The organism is Vibrio sp. IB15 (assembly GCF_016406055.1).
Classification (GTDB): domain Bacteria; phylum Pseudomonadota; class Gammaproteobacteria; order Enterobacterales; family Vibrionaceae; genus Vibrio; species Vibrio chagasii.
This window is the reverse complement of record NZ_JAEFCE010000081.1, coordinates 1-17,220: the sequence shown is the minus strand read 5'-3', so window position 1 is coordinate 17,220 and position 17,220 is coordinate 1. Positions and strand designations below refer to the sequence as shown.

The window sequence follows — 17,220 nt, the reverse complement described above, 5'->3', positions numbered from 1 at the left end:
AGCTGGATAGAGTACCTGGCTACGAACCAGGCGGTCGGAGGTTCGAATCCTCCAGAGCGCGCCACATTATAAAAAAAGCCTCGTTTTTACGAGGCTTTTTTTATGTCTGATACGTAAATGTTGATTAAATGTTAAAATAACTTAACATTTAACTTGTTGTATTTTAAGTGGTTATCGAATACTTCCTTGTTATTCCACCTTTCTCATATCATTTCTTAAAAAAGCTCTATTTAAGTCACAGTTTAATTCTCCGAAAATTACATATTTGACAGATTTATGTGATCTGACAGGCGAATAATTAACCTAATGTGTGCGTTATCCGTAACAGAACCTTAAACAAAATTGACAAAGTTTTACCAATCGAGATAATCCAAGGGTCGGGATCACTATTCGCTGAAATCCTGTACATATGTCAGGATGACGAAGAAAGGAAGCAACATGACTAATATTGGAAGCCTGCTAGGAGATGCGGCGACTCTGATGATAACGGGGATGTCCGTTGTCTTTATTTTCCTAACTATTCTAGTTTACCTCGTTCGGTTGATGTCAAAACTGGTACCAGAAGAAGTACCAGAGCCGATCGCAGCACCTAAAAAAATTCAAAAATCACAATCAAACCCTTCAGCTGTTAGTCCACAGGTAGTGGCAGCAATTTCGGCCGCGGTTCATCAATACCGTGCGTCGACTGCTAAGTAGCATTTAAAGGATTAAAAAGGAGTTTATGAGCATGTCTAAACCACTAGCTATCACAGACGTGGTACTTCGTGACGCCCATCAGTCACTATTTGCTACTCGTATGCGTATCGAAGATATGCTGCCAATAGCGGCAGAACTAGATAAGGTCGGTTACTGGTCACTTGAGACTTGGGGCGGCGCGACGTTTGATTCGTGTATTCGTTTTCTTGGAGAGGATCCATGGGAGCGTCTACGTGAACTAAAGAAAGCGATGCCAAACACACCAATGCAGATGCTACTGCGTGGTCAAAATCTGTTGGGTTACCGCCACTACGCGGATGACGTAGTCGAAAAATTTGTTGAACGTGCCCATAAGAACGGCATGGACGTATTCCGTATTTTTGATGCGATGAATGATGTACGTAACTTTGAAAAAGCTGTGAAAGCAACAATTGATGTTGGTGGTCACGCTCAAGGTACTTTGTCTTACACAACCAGCCCTGTCCACAACTCAGATACTTGGGTTGATTTGGCTAAGCGTCTAGAAGACCTAGGTTGTCATTCACTATGTATCAAAGATATGTCAGGTTTATTAAAGCCTTACGAAGCTGAAGAATTAATTACACGTATCAAAGCGTCGTGTGACGTTCCTCTAGCACTGCATAGCCACGCGACAACGGGTCTTTCTACAGCAACAGCAGTTAAAGCCGTTGAAGCGGGTATCGATATTCTAGATACCGCTATCTCTTCAATGAGCTGTACTTACGGTCACACACCAACAGAAACGGTTGTGGCGATGTTAGAAGGTACTGAGCGTGATACTAACCTTAAGCTGGAGCAGATTGAGCCAATCGCTTCTTACTTCCGTGATGTTCGTAAAAAGTACGCGAAATGGGAAGGCCAACTAAAAGGTGTTGATTCTCGTATCTTGATTGCTCAGGTTCCTGGCGGCATGTTGACTAACATGGAAGGCCAGTTAAAAGAGCAAGGTGCTGCAGATCGTATGGATGAGGTGCTTGAAGAGATCCCACGCGTACGTAAAGAGCTTGGCTACATTCCTTTGGTAACGCCAACTTCTCAAATCGTTGGTACTCAAGCGGTTATTAACGTACTAACGGGCGAGCGCTACAAGAGCATCACTAAAGAAACAGCGGGTCTATTGAAAGGCGAATACGGTCAAGCTCCAGCTGAAGTGGATGCAGAACTGCAAGCTAAAGTATTGGATGGTGCGGAAGCGATCACTTGTCGCCCTGCAGATCTGCTGAAGTCTGAAATGGATGAGCTAACGACTGATTTGCTAGAAAAAGCAAAAGCAGAAGGTATCTCTCTAGCGGAAGACACGGTAGATGACGTACTGACTTACGCACTGTTCCCACAAGTGGGTCTTAAGTTCCTTAAGAACCGTCGTAATCCTGAAGCATTTGAACCAGCGCCAACGGCAGAAGCTGCGGCTCCTGCGGCAGCAGCGGCACCAGCTTCCGTATCTGGTGGTATCGAGAGCTACAGCGTGAAAGTGGATGGTCAGGTTTATGATGTAGAAGTTGGCCCACAAGGTGAGCTGACGTCAGTAGCACCATCAGCAAAACCAGCTCAAGCGGTACAAGCTGCACCGGTAGCGGCCTCTGACGCGGAAGCGGTACCAGCTCCATTAGCGGGTAACATCTTTAAAGTTAACGTTCAGGCGGGCGCTGAAGTCGCTGAAGGCGACGTTCTGCTTATTCTTGAAGCGATGAAGATGGAAACGGAAGTTCGTGCTGCTCGTGGTGGTATCGTTCAAGAACTGAATGTTAAAGAAGGCGATGCAGTTACTGTAGGCGCTCCACTACTAAGCCTAGCGTAAGGGAGTACCATGGAAGGATTGATGACCTTATGGTCTGAAACAGGGATTGCTAACTTCGAGTTCGGCCAGATCTGTATGATGCTGGTCGGTTGCTTGCTGTTGTTTTTGGCGATCCGCAAAGGATTTGAACCTTTACTGTTGTTGCCGATTGGTTTTGGTGCTGTATTAGCCAATATTCCAAATGCTGGATTTACTGATCCAGGTGGTTTGCTTTACTACGTTTACTACATTGGTATTGAAACGGGTATTTTCCCGCTGCTGATCTTTATGGGCGTGGGCGCGATGACGGACTTCGGTGCGTTGATTGCTAACCCTAAAACCTTGTGGTTAGGTGCGGCTGCTCAGTTCGGTATTTTCGCAACACTGTTTGGTGCGATCTTGCTGAACTACATTCCAGGCATGGAATTTACCATGGCAGATGCTTCTTCTATCGCAATCATCGGTGGTGCAGATGGCCCAACGGCTATCTTCTTAGCGAGTAAGCTCTCTCCAGATCTGCTCGGTGCGATTGCTGTAGCGGCATACAGCTACATGGCTTTAGTTCCTATCATTCAGCCGCCAATCATGAAGGCGTTAACGTCTCCAGAAGAGCGCAAAATTAAGATGGCTCAGCTTCGTCACGTAAGCAAAGGTGAGAAGATCCTTTTCCCACTTGCAGTGTTACTGATGACGATCTTGTTCCTACCTTCAGCAACACCACTGGTTGGTATGTTCTGTTTAGGTAACTTAATGCGTGAAGCGGGTGTGGTTGACCGTCTATCGAAGACCGCACAAAACGAACTGATCAACGTTGTAACTATCTTCCTTGGCTTGGGTGTAGGTTCTAAGCTTCAAGCAGATACCTTCTTGAACTTAGAAACGTTAGGTATTCTAGGCTTAGGTGCGGTAGCGTTCAGTATCGGTACTGCGGGTGGTGTGTTGATGGCGAAGCTATTAAACCGTTTCTCGAAAGAGGATATCAACCCACTGATAGGTGCTGCTGGTGTATCAGCGGTTCCAATGGCGGCTCGTGTTGTGAACAAGGTTGGTCTTGAGGCGAACCCTCAGAACTTCTTGTTGATGCATGCAATGGGGCCGAACGTAGCAGGTGTACTAGGTAGTGCGGTTGCGGCCGGTATTCTATTAGCGCTAGTCGGCTAATGGATAGCTAGGTCATGTATCGTTACGTTAATTGGTCGTCAATTTACGAATGAGCGGTTAACTTAGCCTTATTAAATGGTTTATAGTCGAAGGGATGCTTGTGCATCCCTTTCTTTTATTCGTTAGGTTTTAACTAATTAGGGACGTGTTTAAATGGAAAATAGACAGATAGCGATTACCGAGTTTGGTGGGGTGGAAAACCTTGTACTTCAAACCAGTGCAATACCAGAGCCTAAAGCGGGCGAAGTAGTGGTTAAGGTCTCTTTTTCCGGCGTCAATCCGATAGATGTTAAAACTCGTGCAGGGCTAGGTTGGGCGGCTGCACAAAACAAAGATAACCTACCTTGGGTACCAGGCTACGATATCGCGGGGCAAGTGGTTACGTTAGGCGAACAGGCTGAACGTTTTACTGTTGGTGATAATGTAGCGGGCTTTATCGGCTTCCCATTGCAAGGCGGTGGCTACAGCCAATATGTGTGTGTACCTGAAACTGCGCTGAGCATCATTCCTAACTCTGTAACGTTAGAAGCGGCAGCAGCTCTCCCTCTAGCTAGCCAAACGGCGGCACAAGCGCTCAATAAAGCGGAAGTGAAAGAGGGCGATCGCGTACTCATTTTAGCGGGTGCGGGTGGTGTTGGTCACATTGCCGTTCAAATCGCCGTTGCAGCCAAAGCTGAGGTTTACACCACTTGTAGTGAAGCAAACCTTGATTACCTAGCAACGCTAGGTGCCCATGCTATCAACTATAAATTTGCTCCGGCGTCTGAACGTGTGGCGGATGTTGACGTGCTGATTGATTTGGTGGGGGGCGATACTGCGCTTGACGCGTTGAAGTGCCTGAAGGATGGCGCGAGAGTAGTTGCCGTGCCGACCCTATCGGCAGAGTTAATCTGTGAGAAAGCAAAACTTTTAGGTTTCACTGCATCAGGGATGTTGGTGGAACCTAACCCAGAGCAAATGGATACCATGCTTTATATGGTGAGTGTTGGATTGCTAAAAACAGAAATTCAAGGTATCTACCCGCTGGAAGAGGCACAGTCGGCTCATCTGCAGGTAGAAACCGGACACACCAGAGGCAAGGTACTGCTAAAGATGCAAGAAGGTTAATATGCAGTGCTAGAGTTCTTTAATTCCCTTTTCGAAAACATAGCGCTGTGGTTCTCTGATTCAGCGCTATGGGTCTTATTTATCAGTGGCTTCTTGAGTGCCACCTTGTTGCCCGGAGGCTCTGAAGCGAGCCTTGTCGCGGCATTGAGCTTAGATCAATTCTCAACATCGTCGATCATTCTGATAGCGACACTCGGCAACACCTTAGGCGGTCTTACTAACTATTGGATTGGTTTGTGGTTACCTAATCGAACTCAATCAGAAAAGCATGGTCATAAGGCTATGGCTTGGCTAAGCCGTTATGGTTACTGGACTTTACTATTCAGTTGGTTGCCCGTTATCGGTGATCCTTTGTGTCTAGCTGCTGGTTGGCTGAGAATGAAATTCATCCCTAGCGTTATCTTGATTGCGATTGGCAAAGCTGCTCGCTATAGCTTACTTGCTGCTATCTATTTCGGTTTTTTCTAAGGAGAACCTATGAAAAAGGTTTTACTTGGTACATTTTCTCTTATCGCCATCGCCGGCTGTTCTTACAATGTACCTAGCTCAACATCCTTCTTTTCCTCATTACCAGAAGGTGTCACTCTTTTAGAAGAGGTTAAGCCCTCGAAAGATAAAGTGGTGATTCCTTACACTAAATATCAATTGGATAATGGCTTAACCGTTATTCTTTCTCCTGATGATTCTGATCCACTTGTGCATGTGGATGTGACTTACCATGTCGGTTCTGCACGTGAAGAGATAGGCAAGTCAGGCTTTGCACATTTCTTCGAGCATATGATGTTCCAAGGTTCTGAGAATGTTGGCGATCAGCAGCACTTCAAGATCATTACAGAAGCGGGTGGTTCTTTAAACGGTACCACTAACCGCGATCGCACGAACTACTTTGAGACGGTTCCCTCAAACCAGCTTGAGAAAATGTTGTGGTTAGAGTCAGACCGAATGGGCTTCTTATTGGATGCGGTTTCTCAGAAGAAATTCGAAGTACAAAGAGGTACGGTTAAAAATGAACGAGCTCAAAGCTATGAAAGTCGCCCTTATGGTTTGATGTGGGAGCGCATGGGTGAAGCGCTTTACCCAGAAGGCCACCCTTACTCATGGCAACCAATCGGCTATGTAGAAGATCTTGACCGCGTTGATGTAAACGACCTCAAGGCGTTCTTCCTGCGTTGGTACGGCCCAAATAATGCGGTACTGACAATCGGTGGTGATATCGATGTTGACGATACGCTGGAGTGGGTTAATAAATACTTTGGTCCGATCCCTAAAGGTCCAGAGGTTGAGCCGGCTGAGAAACAACCTGCGGTACTAACGGAAGATAAGTACATCACCCTAGAAGATAACATTCGTCAGCCAATGGTATTGGTTGGTTGGCCAACGACTTATCGCGGTGAAGAGACACAAGCTTCACTGAATGCACTGTCTAACGTTTTAGGTTCCGGTACTAACAGTTACCTTTACCAAAACTTAGTGAAGACACAAAAAGCCGTGAGTGCAGGCTCATTCCACGATTGTGCTGAGTTGGCATGTACTATGTACGTCTATGCGATGGGTAATTCTGGTAAAAAAGGTGACTTAACGGCTCTCAACAAAGAGTTAATGAATACCTTAGATAAGTTCTCGAAAGAGGGCGTTCAACAAGAACGCCTAGATCAGATTACCGGAATGGCCGAAGCGGATGCGGTTTTTGCACTGCAAAGTGTTAAAGGTAAAGTGTCGCAATTGGCATCTAACCAAACTTTCTATGGTCAGCCAGATCGCATTGAGTCCCAACTGGATCAAATCCGTGCCGTCACGCCTGAAAGCGTGAGCAAGGCCTACCAAGATTTCATCGAAGGCAAGCACAAGGTGACTTTGAGTGTGGTTCCGAAAAAGCAGCTTGATTTAGCGGTTCGAGAAGCAACATTTACCACGCCACCACGTACTTTGCCTGAATACAGTAAAGTAACGGAAGACCAACTGAACTTCAGAAGAGCAACGGACACCTTTGATCGAAGTGTGATGCCTGAGGTGACCTTTGGTGTCGAAGCGACAATGCCAGAGCTGTATCGCATGCACTTTGCAAACGGTACTGATTTGATTGGTACTGAAACCGGCGAAACGCCGACGGTACAAATGCAAATCCAACTACCTGCAGGTGAGCGTTATGTTCGTAAAGGACAAGAGGGCCTAGCAAACCTAACAGCCGCTATGATGGAAGAAGGCTCTACTAAACGAACGGTTGAAGAGCTACAGGCGACCCTAGATAAGTTGGGTACCAGTGTGAGTATCAATGCTGGTAGTTACACCACAGATATTTCAATTTCTACGCTAGAGAAAAACCTGCCTCAAACCTTAGCGATCGTGCAAGAAGTTTTGCTGGAGCCTAAGTTCGATGAGCAAGATTTCGAACGCGTTAAGAAACAGATGCTAGAAGGGGTGGTATATCAGCATCAACAACCAAGCTGGATGGCATCTCAAGCAACCCGTGAAGTGCTGTTTGGCGACAGTATTTTTGCTCGCGCAAGTGATGGTACTAAAGAGTCTTTAGAATCGTTAACTCTGGACGATGTAAAACAGTTTTACAGTCAACACTATACTCCGGAGGGAGCTAATATTGTTATTGTAGGGGACATCTCGAAGAAAGAGGTTGGAAAGCAGCTACAATTCTTTGAGGAGTGGCAAGGCGAGGCGGCACCGCTGACACGCCCACAGATTGTCAAAGACCTGACTGAGCAGCGTTTATATTTAGTTGATAAGCCGGGTGCGCCGCAAAGTATTGTTCGCTTAGTTCGTAAAGGCCTGCCTTTTGATGCAACAGGTGAACTATACAAGAGCCAATTGGCTAACTTTAACCTAGCGGGTAACTTTAATAGCCGTATCAACCAAAACCTACGCGAAGACAAGGCTTACACTTATGGTGCGAGCGGTTACTTTGCCAGTACACGCGAAACGGGCGCGGTGGTATTTAGCGCGCAGGTAAGAGCGAATGCGACAGTGCCATCGATTCAAGAGTTTATTAATGAACTGAATGAGTTTAGTCAAAGTGGATTAACTGATGATGAGGTGAAATTTATGCGCCTTGCCGTCGGTCAACAAGATGCGCTCAAATACGAAACGCCAAGTCAAAAGGCTGGTTTGTTGAGTAATATTGTCGCATTGAGCCTTGATGAAGATTACCTACAACAACGTAATCAGATAGTTGAGACGGTCTCAAAAGAGACATTGAATGAACTATCGAAGAAATGGTTCGACCCGAATGATTATCAAATAATTGTGGTTGGTGATGCGGCTTCGCTTCGCCCTCAATTAGAAAAGTTAGATATTCCAATAGAAGAGCTTGAAATCATTCGTTAGAGTACACATTAAAGGGGGAGGGAAGAGACTCTACTTTTCTCCTCCAACCTAATTTATGATAGTTCTAATCGGAACGATATAAGATAAGTGAACTGAATTTTGACTGATTTTGCTGCGCGACTAAAGCAAGTTGCAACCAACCCTAAGACCTTCTCTCAATTTGGTCGTGGTGTTGAAAGGGAAACATTACGCTACACGGAAGATGGGCACCTTGCTACTGGGCCGCACCCTAAGGCTTTAGGTTCTGCGTTGATGAACGAGTGGGTAACAACCGATTTCTCTGAGTCGTTACTGGAATTTATCACGCCTGTTTCAAATGATGTTCCTACTCTTTTGAATCAGTTGTCTGATATTCATCACTTCACGCAAACCAAGTTAGACGGCGAAAAGCTGTGGCCGCTCTCTATGCCTTGTTACGTTGGTAGCGAAGATTACATTCAGCTCGCGCAATACGGCACGTCTAATAACGGTAAAATGAAAACGTTATACCGAGAAGGCTTGAAACGTCGTTACGGTAGCTTGATGCAGATTATTTCTGGTGTGCACTTCAATTTCTCTTTCCCTGAAAGCTTCTGGGATAGCCTATTTGGAAAGCAAACAGAAGAGGCGCGTTGTGAAGCTAAGTCAGATGCGTATTTCGGTTTGATCCGTAACTACTACCGCTTTGGTTGGTTAATCCCATACTTCTTTGGTGCTTCGCCAGCATTATGTTCTTCTTTCATCAAAGGAAGAGAAACCAACCTACCTTTTGAAAAGGTTGGCGAGACACTGTATCTACCAAAAGCAACGGCGCTGCGTCTGAGTGATCTTGGTTACACTAACAGCGCACAAAGCGTATTGAAGATAGGCTTTAACAGCCTAGGTCAGTACCTTGAAGGCTTAAACCAAGCGATTCGCACGCCATCTGAAGAGTTTGCAGAGATTGGTGTTAAGGTTGATAGCGAATACCGTCAGCTTAATAGCAACGTATTGCAAATTGAGAATGAGCTTTACGCACCTATTCGTCCTAAGCGTGTGGCGAAGAGTGGTGAGAAACCATCTGAAGCAATGGCTCGTGGCGGTGTTGAGTACGTCGAGGTTCGCTCTTTAGACGTAAACCCATTCAGCTCAATTGGTATCACTGAGCAGCAAGTTCGCTTCTTAGATCTATTCCTAACGTGGAGTGTGCTAACTGACTCTGCTGAAATGGATAACTGTGAGCTTGAATGCTGGCGTGATAACTGGAACAAGGTGATCTTGGAAGGTCGTCAAGTTGGTCTAGAACTGCAAATTGGTTGTCACGGTGAGCGATTGTCTCTTCAAGATTGGGCTAAGCGCGTGTTCAAAGACCTACGCTCAATTGCTGAGATGATGGATGCTGAACAAGGCGGCCGAGCTTACCAAGAAACCTGCGATACGCTTGAAGCTTGGATTGATAACCCAGAGCTAACCATTTCTGGCCAATTGCTAGAAGAGACTAAGAAGTTAGGTGGTTTAGGTAACGTTGGCTGTGCGCTAGGCAAAACGTACGCTCAACAGCACAAAGCACATCAATACAAAGTATATTCAGCTGAGCTGATGGAAGCAGAGGTTCAACGCTCTGTGGTAGCTCAGCAACAAAGTGAAGAAGCGAGCACTCAAGATTTTGATAGCTTCTTAGCGGATTATTTTTCGTATTTAAAAGCATAGCGAGACGTTGGTGGAAAGGAAGCAAACCTTATTAGGTAAGCCTACTCGTGCGAGTAGTAAATGGTTACCTGTAGTCACTGTCGGTGTTGTCTCTAGCCTTGTGGTTGGTTGTGCAACACCACCGCCGAAACAGCAAGACAACCTATGTAGCATCTTCAGAGAGCATCCATCGTGGTACGAAGATGCCTTAGATATGCAAGAAGAGTGGGGCACTCCCATCAATGTAGCGATGGCTTTTGTAAAACAAGAGAGTAGCTTCCGTCATGATGCGCGCCCACCAAAAGATTACATCCTTGGGTTTATTCCTTGGGGCCGTGTAAGCAGCGCTTATGGCTATGCTCAAGCTCAGGATCCAGCTTGGGAAGATTTCCAAAAAGCGACCAACAATGGTGGCTCAAGAACCAACTTTGATGATGCGCTGATGTTTATAGGCTGGTACACCAGTGAAACGCGTCGTCAACTCGGTATCTCGCTATGGGACCCATATAACCAGTACTTGGCTTACCATGAAGGCCGCGGTGGTTATAAGCGTAAATCGTATAACAGCAAACCATCTTTAATTAAGGTGGCTCGTAAAGTCGAACAGCAAGCAAAAGATTATGGCTGGCAACTGAAACAGTGCCGCAAAGAACTAGAAGACAATCGAAGTTGGTTTTTCTAAAGCCAACCGTCACGGAGAATAGCAATGCCTTTATTAGATAGTTTTACTGTAGATCACACTCGTATGAACGCACCAGCAGTTCGTGTTGCGAAAACAATGCAAACTCCAAAAGGAGATACCATCACGGTATTTGACCTGCGTTTTACGGCACCAAACAAAGATATCCTATCTGAGAAAGGTATCCACACTCTAGAGCACCTATATGCAGGTTTCATGCGTGCTCAACTGAACGGTTCAGACGTAGAGATCATCGATATTTCACCTATGGGCTGTCGTACAGGCTTCTACATGAGCCTGATCGGTACACCTTCAGAGCAGCAAGTGGCTGATGCTTGGTTAGCGGCAATGCAAGACGTGTTGAAAGTTGAGAGCCAGAATAAGATCCCTGAGCTGAACGAATACCAGTGTGGTACAGCGGCAATGCACTCTTTAGACGAAGCGAAAGAGATCGCGAATGCCATCATCGCTGCTGGTATCTCAGTAAACAAGAACGACGAGCTAGCACTGCCAGAGTCGATGCTTAAAGAGCTTAAAGTTGATTAATCATTTGAGTTAATTCTCGATGAGTAAGATATCAAAAGGCCCGGTTCATTGAACCGGGCCTTTCTATTTTCTCACTTAGCAGGTCAATAGCGAGTACTATCTGAACCTGTTATCCATTTACGATTTGTGGAAACACACGTACTAGCTTGATGCGGTTCTCTTCAAGTTCCACAATTTCCATAGGGTGACTGGCAACCTGAACACTCAAATGGCTTTCTGGAATGTCTTCCAGATGTTCTAGTATCAAACCATTCAACGTTCTTGGGCCATCAGTTGGGAGTGCCCACTGCAATCCTTTGTTGATGTCACGGATGTTTGCACTGCCTTCAATGAGGAAGCTACCATCGCTCTGTGGTGTGATTTCGTCAGATAAACTTGGTGCAATTGAAGTAGTAAACTCACCGACAATCTCTTCTAGAATATCTTCTAATGTAACCAAGCCATTGATATCACCGTACTCATCAACGATTAGACCGATGCGCTGTTTGTTGCGTTGGAATTTTAGTAGTTGAATATTGAGTGGGGTTGCTTCAGGAATGAAGTAGATTTCGTCCGCGGCACGCAGCAGAGTCTCTTTGTTGAATTCGTTCTTTTCAAGCATCAAGCGATACGCTTCGCGCAGCCTTAGCATGCCAACTACTTCATCAATTTGGTCACGATAAAGAACAACTCGGCCATGAGGGGAGTGGGTCAGCTGGCGAACGATGGATTTCCAATCATCATTAATGTCGATACCGGTAATCTCGTTACGAGGCACCATGATGTCGTTCACCGTAACGTGCTCTAAATCTAGAATAGACACCAACATATCTTGGTGACGTTGAGGTATCAGATTGCCCGCTTCATTTACAACGGTTCTTAGCTCTTCAGAGCTCAAATGATCGGTCGCGTCGTGACTGGCTTTGACACCCAGAATACGAATAAAGCCATTGGTAATGAAGTTCACTAATATCACCAGTGGTGACAGCACCTTCATCAGAATCATTAACAAGATACTGCTGGCGTAGGAGACACGTTCAGGAAACAGAGAAGCGATGGTTTTTGGTGTGACCTCAGCGAATACGAGGATCACGAGAGTCAGGGTACCGGTTGCGACAGCCACACCGATATCCCCGTAGATACGCATACCAAGAATGGTTGCGATCGCAGAAGCGAGAATGTTGACAAGGTTGTTACCGATGAGAATGAGGCCTATCAACCTGTCGGGGCGGTTCAGAAGTTTTTCTACGCGCTTTGCACCTTTATGACCCGTGTTGGCCAAGTGCTTTAAACGGTAGCGGTTCAAGGACATCATGCCCGTTTCGGAACCAGAGAAATAACCAGAAATTACAATGAGACACGCGAGTAGCGCAAATAAGATACCCGTTGATATGTCGTCCAAAACTATTCTTTTCCTATTTGTGTATCTTGATTAATTTATGACCGAACATGGTCGAGATGTCAATTGAATCTATCTGACTCAATATTTTAAAGGCAAGGTATGCGTGACCTTGCCTTTAATTTGGGTGTTATCTCAGGATGATTTCCTGAACGAAGCGACTACCGAAGTAGGCTAATGTGAGCATGCTAGCACCAGCAAGGGCGAACCAAGTCACCTTTTGTCCACGCCATCCTTTTTGGTAATGACCCCACAGAAGAATGGAGTAGATAACCCAAGCAATAAAAGACAATACGGCTTTGTGCGCTTTACCTTGAGCAAACATGTCTTGTACGAAGATGAAACCAGTCAGTAAGGTACCCGTTAATAAGCCATTACCGATTAGGATGATCTTGAAAAGTTGTCTTTCGACCATCATTAATGGAGGTAGGTTAGGGTTGATAACCAGTGCTTTCTTCTTTTTAAGTTTGTGATCTAGCCACGCAAGTTGCAGTGCGTATAGAGCACCAATAGTGAGCGTCGCGTAAGAAAACAGCGCCAAAGAGATGTGCATCAGCAGTTTTGGGTCATTCTCTAAATGTTTGATGAAGGTACTTGGAAGAAAAGTTGCCGCCATCAAGTTCAGTGCTGCGAAGCTATAAACCACAGGAAGAATGAACCACAGTCTGGTTTTGAGCATAGCACCGCTCATCACTAGAGAAATGATTAAACTGATCAGTGACGCAACGTTTAAGATACTGAGGTTTTGACCACTGGCATTAAAGATTAAGTCGCCAAGCAACCAAGCATGGAAAGCTAGAGCAAGTAATGCGCTGATAAACACCGTTTTTACACGGATTCCTGTTTGGTGCACGAGACCTGGAATGATCGTGGAAATCGCCATTGTATAAAGAAAGGCTGCTGCGATCGCAATAAGACTGTCCATGGTATCCATTAAAATGATTACTAATTGGCGAATTATACCTTGCATCGCTCTTTGGGGCTATGGTGAACCTCAATCAATTCCAAGTGAACACCGTCTCACATCACAAGCGTGGATGATTAACGCTCTACAACGGGTATGACTCTAATCCACGCTAATGTATACTCAACTTAATAGTCGCAGGATTGAGCGAAGAGAAAACTATGTTTGATAATTTAACGGATCGTCTATCCAAAACGCTGAAGAATATCAGCGGTAAAGGTCGTCTGACCGAAGACAATATTAAAGATACGCTACGTGAAGTGCGTATGGCGCTTCTTGAAGCTGACGTGGCACTGCCAGTTGTTCGCGATTTTGTTAAGCGCGTAAAAGAAGGCGCTGTGGGTGTTGAGGTTTCTAAATCTCTAACTCCTGGCCAAGAATTCATTAAGATCGTTCAAGCTGAACTTGAAGCTGTGATGGGTGAGTCTAACGAAGCACTTAACCTAGCAGCGCAACCGCCAGCGGTTATCTTAATGGCTGGTCTACAAGGTGCGGGTAAAACCACATCGGTAGGTAAGCTATCTAAATTGCTGACAGAGCGTGACAAGAAGAAAGTATTGGTTGTGTCTGCCGACGTTTACCGTCCTGCGGCGATCAAACAACTTGAAACGTTAGCTAGCGATGTCGGCGTTGACTTCTTTCCATCTTCGGCTGACCAGAAGCCTATTGATATTGCTAACGCTGCAATCGACCACGCGAAGAAGAAATTCTACGACGTGCTGCTTGTCGATACCGCAGGTCGTTTAGCGATTGATGAAGAGATGATGGGCGAGATCCAAGAGCTTCATACTGCAATCAACCCAGTAGAAACTCTATTCGTTGTTGATGCTATGACAGGTCAAGATGCGGCGAATACGGCAAAAGCCTTTGGTGATGCTCTTCCACTAACCGGTGTTATCTTAACGAAAGTTGATGGTGATGCGCGTGGTGGTGCAGCGCTGTCTGTTCGTCATATCACAGGTAAGCCAATCAAATTCTTAGGTGTTGGTGAGAAAACTGACGCACTAGAACCATTCCACCCTGATCGTGTTGCTTCTCGTATCTTAGGTATGGGTGACGTTCTGTCGCTTATTGAAGACCTACAGAAAAACGTTGATACCGAGAAAGCAGAGAAACTGGCTAAGAAGTTCAAAGAGAAGAAAGGTTTTGACCTTGAAGACTTCCGTGAACAGCTAGGTCAGATGCAAAACATGGGCGGCATGATGGGCATGATGGATAAGCTTCCAGGTATGTCTCAGCTACCAGACAACGTGAAAGATAAAGTTGATGATAAAATGTTCAAGCAGATGGAAGCGATCATCAACTCTATGACCATGAAAGAGCGTCAACGTCCTGAACTAATTAAAGGCTCGCGTAAAAAACGTATTGCCGCTGGCTCTGGTACACAGGTACAAGATGTAAACCGCATGCTTAAGCAGTTCACCCAAATGCAGAAGATGATGAAGAAAATGCAGAAAGGTGGCATGAAAGGCATGATGCGTAACATGCAAGGTATGATGGGCGGCATGGGTGGTATGGGCGGCGGCTTCAACCCGTTCGGCCGATAATCGCCTAATGTAACCTGCAGCACCTTTACTTTTCATAGTGTTATCTGTGTCACAGAAAGAATACAGGCACTATGTTGGTGAAAAAATAGCTAAATCCCTTGCATTGCCCCGGAATAAGAGTAAAATTCCGGGGCTTTAATTTGGCACGAGACCCCAAGCTGTTTAGTGATAAATGGTTATTGGGGTTAATTATTTTATTAAGAAAGCAAAGAGGACGACATGGTAACCATTCGTTTGGCACGTCACGGCGCTAAGAAGCGTCCATTCTATCAAATCGTAGTTGCGGATAGCCGTAACGCTGCAACTGGCCGTTTCATCGAGAAAGTAGGTTTCTTTAACCCTACTGCTCAAGGTCAAGAAGAAGGTCTACGTCTAGACCTAGATCGCGTTAACCACTGGGTTGGTCAAGGCGCATCTCTATCTGATCGTGTAGCTAAGCTAGTTAAAGACGCTCAAAAAGCGGCTTAATTCTTTTTTAAAGAGAAATAGCTTATGTCGATGAAGGGTAAAGAAACGATGAGCAAGCAAGACGAAAAAATTGTTATGGGCAAGTTTGGTGCTACCTATGGCATTCGTGGCTGGCTTAAAGTTTTTTCCTACACAGACAACGCTGAAAGCATATTTGATTACTCTCCTTGGTACGTTAACCAAAAGGGGAAGTGGGTTGAATTCAAAGTAGAAAGCTGGAAGCGCCATAACAAAGGTATGGTGTGTAAGCTGGAAGGTTTTGAGGTTCGCGAGGACGCTCATCTACTGACTAACTTTGAAATCGCAATAGACCCTGCTTCATTACCTGAATTGTCAGAAGAGGAATTCTACTGGCGTGAATTGTTTGGTATGCAAGTTGTAACCACTAAAGGTTACGATCTAGGTGTCGTTACCGACATGCTAGAAACTGGCTCAAACGATGTTCTAGTAATCAAAGCAAATCTTAAGGATGCTTTCGGACAAAAGGAACGGTTAGTACCGTACCTTGAAGAGCAAGTGATCAAGAAAGTTGATCGCGAAGCTCAACGGATCGAAGTTGACTGGGATCCTGGATTCTAACTTTAAAATCATAGAGCGAGAGAACACATGTGGGTTGGCGTAATTAGCCTATTTCCTGAAATGTTCCGTTCAGTTACTGATTTTGGAGTAACGGGTCAAGCGGTAAAGAAAGGTCTTTTATCTATTGAGACATGGAATCCTCGCGATTTCACTCATGATAAGCATCGCACTGTTGATGACAGACCTTACGGTGGTGGTCCTGGCATGTTAATGATGGTTCAGCCTTTGCGCGACGCTATCCAAACTGCCAAACAAGCATCACCGGGAAAGACGAAAGTTATCTATCTTTCACCTCAAGGTCGTAAACTCGACCAGAAAGGTGTTGAAGAGCTGGCAACAAACGAGAATTTACTTCTTATTTGTGGTCGCTACGAAGGGGTAGATGAGCGCATCATTCAATCTGAAGTCGACGAAGAATGGTCGATTGGAGATTTTGTGATGACGGGTGGTGAACTGCCAGCCATGACGCTGATTGATTCAGTATCTCGGTTTGTACCGGGTGTACTTGGAGATTTCGCTTCAGCAGAAGAAGATTCTTTTGCAAATGGTTTGCTAGATTGCCCTCACTATACGCGCCCTGAGGTGCTAGACGACAAAGAGGTGCCTTCGGTACTCAAGTCTGGAAACCATAAGGACATTCGTCGCTGGCGATTAAAACAATCGTTGGGCCGAACTTGGCTAAGAAGACCAGAACTCCTGGAAAACCTAGCTCTGACTGACGAACAGGAACAATTACTGGCTGAATTCATTAAAGAGCAACGCTCTTAACGAAAAGCAAGCAGTAACCTATTAAATTTAGTATCAGTTTATTCTAGGAATTTATACAAATGAGCAACATCATTAAGGCTCTTGAAGAAGAGCAACTAAAATCAGACCTTCCTAAATTCGCACCAGGTGACACTGTTGTAGTTCAGGTTAAGGTAAAAGAAGGTGACCGTGAGCGTCTACAGGCTTTCGAAGGCGTAGTAATCGCTATTCGTAACCGTGGTCTTCACTCTGCATTCACAGTTCGTAAGATCTCGAACGGTGAAGGTGTAGAGCGTGCGTTCCAAACTCACTCTCCAATGGTTGATAGCATCGAAGTTAAACGCCGTGGTGCAGTACGTCGTGCCAAGTTGTACTACCTACGTGAGCGTTCTGGTAAGTCTGCTCGTATTAAAGAGAAGCTTGCTAAGAAGTAATTCTTTTTGCATTCTATCGATAAAAGCGGAGCCATTTGGCTCCGCTTTTTTGTGCCTGCTATTTAGAGTTTCGCAGTTAAGAGATCCCCAACTCGTTCAATGGTATGGACTCCCCACCTCAACTGACAGCGTC

16 protein-coding genes are annotated in these 17,220 nt (G+C 45.3%); 14 read left to right on the top strand and 2 right to left on the bottom strand.

Annotation, left to right across the window (positions count from 1 at the left end; all coding sequences use genetic code 11):
• The first annotated feature begins 438 nt into the window (after nt 1–438).
• From JC606_RS21110 to luxS, 9 genes are all read left to right on the top strand, one after another.
• Entirely contained in the window at nt 439–696 is a 258-nt protein-coding gene (locus tag JC606_RS21110) for an oxaloacetate decarboxylase subunit gamma (RefSeq protein WP_004741884.1), read from the top strand.
• Nucleotides 697–727: 31 nt separating this feature from the next.
• A complete protein-coding gene (gene oadA, locus JC606_RS21105; RefSeq protein ID WP_198779369.1) occupies nt 728–2,515 on the top strand; it encodes a sodium-extruding oxaloacetate decarboxylase subunit alpha in 1,788 nt (595 codons plus the stop codon).
• A 9-nt stretch (nt 2,516–2,524) separates the two neighbouring features.
• On the top strand, nt 2,525–3,655 hold the full coding sequence (locus tag JC606_RS21100; RefSeq protein ID WP_004741882.1) for a sodium ion-translocating decarboxylase subunit beta: 1,131 nt from the start codon (nt 2,525–2,527) through the stop codon (nt 3,653–3,655).
• 153 nt (nt 3,656–3,808) lie between these two features.
• On the top strand, nt 3,809–4,762 hold the full coding sequence (locus JC606_RS21095) for an NADP-dependent oxidoreductase (RefSeq protein WP_137408063.1): 954 nt from the start codon (nt 3,809–3,811) through the stop codon (nt 4,760–4,762).
• A gap of 6 nt (nt 4,763–4,768) precedes the next feature.
• Nucleotides 4,769–5,230 carry a YqaA family protein gene (locus JC606_RS21090; protein ID WP_004741880.1) on the top strand — a complete coding sequence of 154 codons (462 nt, stop codon included), beginning with the start codon at nt 4,769–4,771 and terminating at the stop codon, nt 5,228–5,230.
• Between the two features lie 9 nt (nt 5,231–5,239).
• On the top strand, nt 5,240–8,098 hold the full coding sequence (locus JC606_RS21085) for a M16 family metallopeptidase (protein WP_137408064.1): 2,859 nt from the start codon (nt 5,240–5,242) through the stop codon (nt 8,096–8,098).
• Nucleotides 8,099–8,197: 99 nt separating this feature from the next.
• The gene (gshA, locus tag JC606_RS21080; protein ID WP_198779368.1) at nt 8,198–9,766 is read left to right on the top strand and encodes a glutamate--cysteine ligase; all 1,569 of its coding nucleotides are present in this window, start codon (nt 8,198–8,200) and stop codon (nt 9,764–9,766) included.
• A gap of 10 nt (nt 9,767–9,776) precedes the next feature.
• Nucleotides 9,777–10,427 carry a transglycosylase SLT domain-containing protein gene (locus tag JC606_RS21075; RefSeq protein ID WP_198779367.1) on the top strand — a complete coding sequence of 217 codons (651 nt, stop codon included), beginning with the start codon at nt 9,777–9,779 and terminating at the stop codon, nt 10,425–10,427.
• Between the two features lie 24 nt (nt 10,428–10,451).
• Nucleotides 10,452–10,970: an S-ribosylhomocysteine lyase gene (gene luxS / locus JC606_RS21070; protein WP_008221069.1), complete on the top strand. Its 519-nt coding sequence runs from the start codon at nt 10,452–10,454 to the stop codon at nt 10,968–10,970.
• Nucleotides 10,971–11,079: 109 nt separating this feature from the next.
• Here the strand turns inward: luxS and JC606_RS21065 are convergent, their stop codons facing one another.
• Together JC606_RS21065 and JC606_RS21060 are read right to left on the bottom strand one after the other, a co-directional pair.
• Nucleotides 11,080–12,351, bottom strand: a complete 1,272-nt coding sequence (locus JC606_RS21065) for an HlyC/CorC family transporter (protein ID WP_008221067.1) — start codon at nt 12,349–12,351, stop codon at nt 11,080–11,082.
• A gap of 127 nt (nt 12,352–12,478) precedes the next feature.
• Entirely contained in the window at nt 12,479–13,273 is a 795-nt protein-coding gene (locus JC606_RS21060; RefSeq protein WP_004738143.1) for a cytochrome C assembly family protein, read from the bottom strand.
• Between the two features lie 200 nt (nt 13,274–13,473).
• Between JC606_RS21060 and ffh the strand changes: the two genes are divergently transcribed.
• The 5 genes from ffh (at nt 13,474) to rplS (ending at nt 17,087) form a co-directional block, all read left to right on the top strand.
• The gene (ffh, locus tag JC606_RS21055) at nt 13,474–14,859 is read left to right on the top strand and encodes a signal recognition particle protein (protein WP_004738144.1); all 1,386 of its coding nucleotides are present in this window, start codon (nt 13,474–13,476) and stop codon (nt 14,857–14,859) included.
• 219 nt (nt 14,860–15,078) lie between these two features.
• On the top strand, nt 15,079–15,327 hold the full coding sequence (gene rpsP, locus JC606_RS21050) for a 30S ribosomal protein S16 (protein WP_004410028.1): 249 nt from the start codon (nt 15,079–15,081) through the stop codon (nt 15,325–15,327).
• Between the two features lie 24 nt (nt 15,328–15,351).
• Nucleotides 15,352–15,906: a ribosome maturation factor RimM gene (gene rimM, locus JC606_RS21045; protein ID WP_032554095.1), complete on the top strand. Its 555-nt coding sequence runs from the start codon at nt 15,352–15,354 to the stop codon at nt 15,904–15,906.
• Between the two features lie 27 nt (nt 15,907–15,933).
• Nucleotides 15,934–16,674, top strand: coding sequence for a tRNA (guanosine(37)-N1)-methyltransferase TrmD (gene trmD / locus JC606_RS21040; RefSeq protein ID WP_061032468.1), 741 nt, complete (start codon nt 15,934–15,936; stop codon nt 16,672–16,674).
• Nucleotides 16,675–16,733: 59 nt separating this feature from the next.
• Nucleotides 16,734–17,087, top strand: a complete 354-nt coding sequence (gene rplS, locus JC606_RS21035; protein WP_004738151.1) for a 50S ribosomal protein L19 — start codon at nt 16,734–16,736, stop codon at nt 17,085–17,087.
• Nucleotides 17,088–17,220 lie beyond the last annotated feature (133 nt).